The organism is Streptomyces sp. ActVer, from assembly GCF_027270795.1.
Classification (GTDB): domain Bacteria; phylum Actinomycetota; class Actinomycetes; order Streptomycetales; family Streptomycetaceae; genus Streptomyces; species Streptomyces umbrinus_A.
The window spans coordinates 1-5,136 of sequence record NZ_JAPWHT010000603.1 but is presented as its reverse complement, the minus strand read 5'-3'; the positions used below and the strand labels follow the sequence as shown (position 1 = coordinate 5,136).

At 70.9% G+C, this 5,136-nt stretch carries 6 protein-coding genes; 4 read left to right on the top strand and 2 right to left on the bottom strand.

Annotated elements, in window-relative coordinates; translation table 11 throughout:
* A partial coding sequence (locus tag O3Q52_RS48650; protein WP_269654858.1) for a PucR family transcriptional regulator ligand-binding domain-containing protein occupies positions 1-1,363 on the bottom strand: 1,363 nt, incomplete at its 3' end.
* 164 nt (positions 1,364-1,527) lie between these two features.
* On the opposite strand from O3Q52_RS48650, the gene O3Q52_RS48645 reads away from it, so the two are divergent.
* Positions 1,528-2,340: a class II aldolase/adducin family protein gene (locus O3Q52_RS48645; protein ID WP_269654857.1), complete on the top strand. Its 813-nt coding sequence runs from the start codon at positions 1,528-1,530 to the stop codon at positions 2,338-2,340.
* A gap of 126 nt (positions 2,341-2,466) precedes the next feature.
* Positions 2,467-3,099: a hypothetical protein gene (locus O3Q52_RS48640; protein ID WP_269654856.1), complete on the top strand. Its 633-nt coding sequence runs from the start codon at positions 2,467-2,469 to the stop codon at positions 3,097-3,099.
* Positions 3,100-3,509: 410 nt separating this feature from the next.
* Here the strand turns inward: O3Q52_RS48640 and O3Q52_RS48635 are convergent, their stop codons facing one another.
* Positions 3,510-3,716 carry a hypothetical protein gene (locus O3Q52_RS48635; RefSeq protein ID WP_269654855.1) on the bottom strand — a complete coding sequence of 69 codons (207 nt, stop codon included), beginning with the start codon at positions 3,714-3,716 and terminating at the stop codon, positions 3,510-3,512.
* On the opposite strand from O3Q52_RS48635, the gene O3Q52_RS48630 reads away from it, so the two are divergent.
* Both O3Q52_RS48630 and O3Q52_RS48625 read left to right on the top strand, forming a co-directional pair.
* A complete protein-coding gene (locus O3Q52_RS48630) occupies positions 3,696-3,986 on the top strand; it encodes a hypothetical protein (protein ID WP_269654854.1) in 291 nt (96 codons plus the stop codon). The two genes, O3Q52_RS48635 and O3Q52_RS48630, sit on opposite strands and share 21 nt — an antisense overlap.
* 132 nt (positions 3,987-4,118) lie before the next feature.
* Positions 4,119-5,136: sensor histidine kinase (locus O3Q52_RS48625; RefSeq protein ID WP_269654853.1), on the top strand; the 1,018-nt coding region annotated here is incomplete at its 3' end.

Here is a 5,136-nt window from a genome sequence, read left to right as displayed (position 1 = left end):
GGGCGAAGCGGGTGCGGGCCAGATCCCGGGCGTCGGCGGCGGGGACGAGCCCGTGCACGGTGAGTGGGTCCTCGGTGTGGACGACGGCGGGTACTTCGGCGGCGATCGCGCGTCGGAGGGCACGTTCGGCCTGACGATCGGCACGCGGCAGGTCCGATGCCGGTGAGGGTGTGCTGAAACCGAGGATCCACCCCAGGTCGGCCGCTTGCGCGGGAGCCTCGGGGCGGGCGTCCGCTGCACTGGGGACCAGCGCCTTCAGTTGGGTGCCGTCGACGTGCAGGTAGGGGGTTCGCAGGGCGGTGGCCAGGGTGGCCAGCTGCGCGGGGTCGTCGCCCGGGTGCGGTGCCTGCGTGGCGCGTGGAGGCGTGTGGCGGCCGTGGGCCACGACCCAGGAGCTGTCTTCGGCTTCCGTCGTGTCGGCGGGCGCGAGGGCAGGTGCGACTTCCGCCGGGTCGACTCCGAGCATGAGCCGTACGAGGGCGCCCGCGCTGTGGGTGTCGGTGCCCAGGGCGTGCCGGGGGCTGGTGAGCAGGGCAAGCAGCACGGTCGCCGTGCTGGTGACCTGGCGGTGGACCAGGGACGGGGCCGTGGTGGCGGCCTGTCCGAGGGCGAGTGTCGTGGTGGTGCCGTCCGCTCCGGGCAGCGTGTGGACGGTCAGATGGGTTCCGCCCCGATGATCGGCCGCCGCGGCCGGTGCGGAGCGTCCGGAGGAGCCTGTACGGGCGCGGACGCGGGCGCTCGTGCGTACGGCGAGGTCGCGTACGCGTCCCGGCGTGGGGGACTCGGGTCGGGGGCCGGCGCTGAAGAGTTCGGTGCCCTGGGCGTCGTAGAGAACCGCCCAGGCGCCGGTGTGCGCGCTGAGCTGGGCGAGCACGGCCCGGAGCGCGTCCGGCCGGGCGGCGGCCGTGGCCAGCGCCGACTGCGCTCGGGAGATCTCGCGCAGCTCACGGTTGCGGGCCTCGGCGATCGCCGCGTACGCGGCCTGCCCGACGGCCACGAACGGGGTGGTCGGCGGCAGGCGCAGGAGCGGGAGCCCATGGCGGTCGCAGGCGGCGATGAGCTCGGGCGGAACCTCTTCGTGCACGGGGGCGACACCGAATCCGAGCGCGCTCACTCCGGCGGCGACGACCTGTCGTACGTACGTGTCGATGCCCTCCGCGTCGAGGGGGAGACGCACGCCCGCGGTGAGCAGCAGTTCGCCGCCCACCAGATACGGCGTCGGGTCCTCGATCTCCGTCGTGCCGACCGTACTGACCCGGACCCGGTGCCGCTTTCCGGCGGGGCCCGCGATCTGGCGCAGGCCCAGGGCGGGGTCGGCGAGCAACGTGCTCAGCGGCACGGACGGCTGCTCGGACTCGGTCATGAGGAGCCATCCTCCTGGTCCAGATGGCAGCACGCAGGACTGCCGGAATCATCCAATGGGTGACTCCATATTGGACAGAACCGCCACTTCGGCGCCGGCCCGAACCATCGATAGCGTCGTGGCACCCACCAACACCGGCCCCACGCCGGAAAGGAGAGCCACTGATGGCCGAGCTGTCCCTGCGCCCCGACCGCACCGCTTCGACCGCTCCGACGGCGGCGGCCGCGGCCGCCGGAGAGGAACTGCGCCTGCGTCGCGAACTCGCCGCGGTCTACCGGCTCGTGGCGCACTTCAGGATGACCGACCTGATCTTCACGCACATCTCCGTCCGGCTCCCCGGCCCGGAGCAGCACTTCCTGATCAACCCCTACGGCCTCCTCTTCGAGGAGATCACCGCGTCGAACCTCGTCAAGATCGACCTGACCGGCCATCCCGTCGAGGAGTCACCCCACCCGGTCAACCCCGCCGGCTTCGTCATCCACAGTGCCATCCACGCCGCCCGCTCCGACGCCCACTGCGTCCTGCACACCCACACCAAGGCCGGCTGCGCCGTCGCGGCCCAGGAACACGGGCTGCTCCCGCTCAACCAGATCTCCATGGAGTTCTACGGCAGGCTCGGCTATCACGACTACGAAGGCGTCGCCCTCAACCTCGCCGAACAGCAGCGCCTCGTCGCCGACCTCGGCGGCCACCCCGCGATGATCCTGCGCAATCACGGTCTGCTGACGGTCGGCGAGACCCCAGCCCAGGCGTTCCTGCGCATGTACTACCTGGACAAGGCGTGCGAGATCCAGACCGCGGCCACCGCCGCGGGCGCGGGCCTCGTCATCCCCAGCCCCGACATCTGCGAACTGACCGCACGTCAACTCACGGGCGAGGACGACAGTTCGGACCTCCAGGACGACATGGGATACGAACTCGCCTGGTCGGCACTGCTCCGACTGGTCGAGCGCGTCGCCCCCGACCACAAGGACTGACCCGAAGGCGAACCGTTCCGCTGCCCAACTCGTCTCCATGTTCGATATGGCGCCTTGACGTGAGATGCCTTGAGGTGCTGAAGAGGCACATGTGTGTCCAGGGAAAGGACTGCCGGAACGGTGTTAGTGAGCCACAGGAAAAGGACCGTCGGCTGGATCGCCGGAGGCGCGCTGGCGGCGACGGTCGCGGGTGTCACGGGGTGCTCCAGCGATTCGGACCCCGCCGCGGACAAGGAGCCGACCGCGAGCAGCTCGTCCGCGGCCGACGCGGAGAACGCGAACAAGGGGAAGCAGAAGGACGGTTCGTCGGCGCAGCCCTCGGCGGGCGGCCAGTCCACAGCCGAGGGTGCGGTCGCCGCGTGGGTCACGGCGGTCATCAAGGGCGAGCCGAAGCAGGCGTGCCTGCTGATGGGGGAGCCGGCCACCGATTCGTCGCCCGCCCGAGCCGGCACCGCCGAGAGGTGCAACAGCGACGATCCCGAGGTCCGGCAGATGCAGGACAACCTCGGAGAGATGCGTACGTCGTTCATGCCCAAGCCGCCCACGGACAACCCGAAGGTGGAGGTCGCCACCGTCCAGCCCACCGGTGACAAGGCGGTGGTTCCCGCGAAGAAGGTCACGGTCGAGGGAAAGACCCTCGACAAGATCATCCTGTCCCACTCCACCGGGGTGGAGGAAGGGCAGCTGGACGTCAACATGGAGTCCACCAAGATCGATGACGCCTGGTACGTGACCAATCTCGATTTCAACATCGGCTAGTGCCGTGACCGGGGAGCCTGCCCGGTCGGGTGGTCAGGCCGCCGTTCGCGGCGGTCTGCCACCCACGGCCCGTGCAGGCGCCCTCGGTGCCTCGGCATCCTCGGTTCGCTCCGCGCACCGGGCCGGCTCGTCGGCGACAACCGCACGGTCCGCCTGCCCTCCGGCACGGTCGGCGCGCCCGATCTCGCCCAGGGCGACGCCATCGACTCCCTCGCCTTCGGCATCGGCAGCGCCACCCTGTACGCGGCCGGTCCCAGGTCCCTCTCCAGAGCCACACCGTCGACCCGGCCCGGACCGTCTCCCGGATCTGCGCCCGTACCGGCGGCTCCGGCCTGACGAGGGCCCAGTGGCACACGTACGTACCCGACGCGTCGTATCGCAGGACGTGCGGCGGTTGAGGTGTTCCGCCGTCAGGCGAGCCGGCCCCCGTCGATGAACAGCGCTCGGTGCAGCATCGCGCGGACACGGGCGTTCGTCTGCTCGCGGTGGACGACGTCGTTGTCCGCCATCGCTCCGGCCGCCATGGGGAAGGCCAGCATCAGGTCCTCGACGTCGACGTCGGGATGGACGAGTCCGGCCTCCCGTCCACGTTCGAGATGCGGCCGGAACGCGGCCACTACGGCATCTGCCACGACGAGGGATCACGCAACTACACCGACGTCAACAACGTCTTCCGCGACACCGGCGACTGGGACCACGAGAACTCCAACGCGACCAACAACACAGGGGCGTTGACGGTCACGGACAACCGGACGAGCAACGGCTCCATCAGCCTCAGCGACGGAGTGCGCGGCAACAGGGTGACCGGCACCGTCGTCGTCACCGACGACAACTGGCCCCGCGGCGCCAAGCGGGTCATGAAGAACGCGGGCGTCCACCCCAGGTGACCCACCCGCAGCTGCTGCCCGGCTGTCAGCCGCCGCGAGGCGGAAGATCCACCACGACTCCAGCCGTGCGACGCCCCGCTCGGCCGGAGCCCGGACTCCTCCTCTGATCGGCGTCGCGGGCAGAATGGACCGGTGCCGCCTTTTGAGCAGACCCGAGTCCGGCTGCCCCGTGGCGCCCGCGCCGACGCCGTGCTGGCCGGCGGGGTGTTCGTGTTGGTGGCGCTCGGCGCCGAGGGGCAGCGGCTGAGATACGGCGGGGACCCGGTGCCGTCGCTGATCGCGTCCTGGCTGCTGATCCTGGCGGTGTGCGGAGCGCTGCTGTTCCGGCGCCGGTATCCGGTGACGGTGGGCTGGTTCACGGTGCTGGCCACGGGCGCCTACTATCTGCTGAGTTCCATCGACGGCCCACTGGTCATCGTTCCGATCGTGGTGTTGTACGCCATCGCGGCCCAGGGCCGTATGCAGGCGGCCAGTGCCATGGCGGCGGCGATGGTGACCGGCGTGGCCGCGGGTGTCTTCGTGGGCAACAGGGATGTCAACGGCACGGTGGTGTTCATGCTCGCCGGCTGGCTGGTCGCTGTCGTGGCCCTCGGCACCGTGCGGCACGGCCGGGTGGCCTACGCCGAGGAGGAGGCGCGGCTGAGGGCCATCGAGGAGCGGCTGCGCATAGCCCGCGAGCTGCACGATGTGATCGGGCACAACATCTCGATGATCAACGTGCAGGCGGGTGCGGCACTGCACCGGCTGAAGAAGGATCCTGCCCAGGCCGAGAACGCGCTCGGCGCGATCAAGTCGAGCAGTCGGGAGACCCTGCGAGAGCTCCGGGCCACCCTTGGAGTGCTTCGCCAGGTCGACGAGGACGTGCCCACGGCACCCGCGCCGGGGCTGGCCCGGGCGGACGAGCTGGTGGACTCGGCGAAGGTGGCGGGGCTCCCGGTGCGCATCGAGCGGACCGGGGCCGAACGCTCGCTGCCCGCCCCGGTCGACCTGGCCGCGTACCGGATCGTGCAGGAGTCCCTGACAAACGCCGCCAAGCACAGCGGCGCCGGACGGGTCACGGTCCGCATCGCCTACGGGGAAAGGGAGTTGACCCTCGTCGTCGAGGACGACGGCCCGGGCTCGGCGGTCCGCCCGGCCGGGGCGGGTGGAG

Bases quoted from the DNA above. Each gene is read 5' to 3' on its own strand.
- O3Q52_RS48645 (WP_269654857.1), top strand. From the start codon at position 1,528: ATGGCCGAGCTGTCCCTGCGCCCCGACCGCACCGCTTCGACCGCTCCG.
- O3Q52_RS48630 (WP_269654854.1), top strand. From the start codon at position 3,696: ATGCGGCCGGAACGCGGCCACTACGGCATCTGCCACGACGAGGGATCA.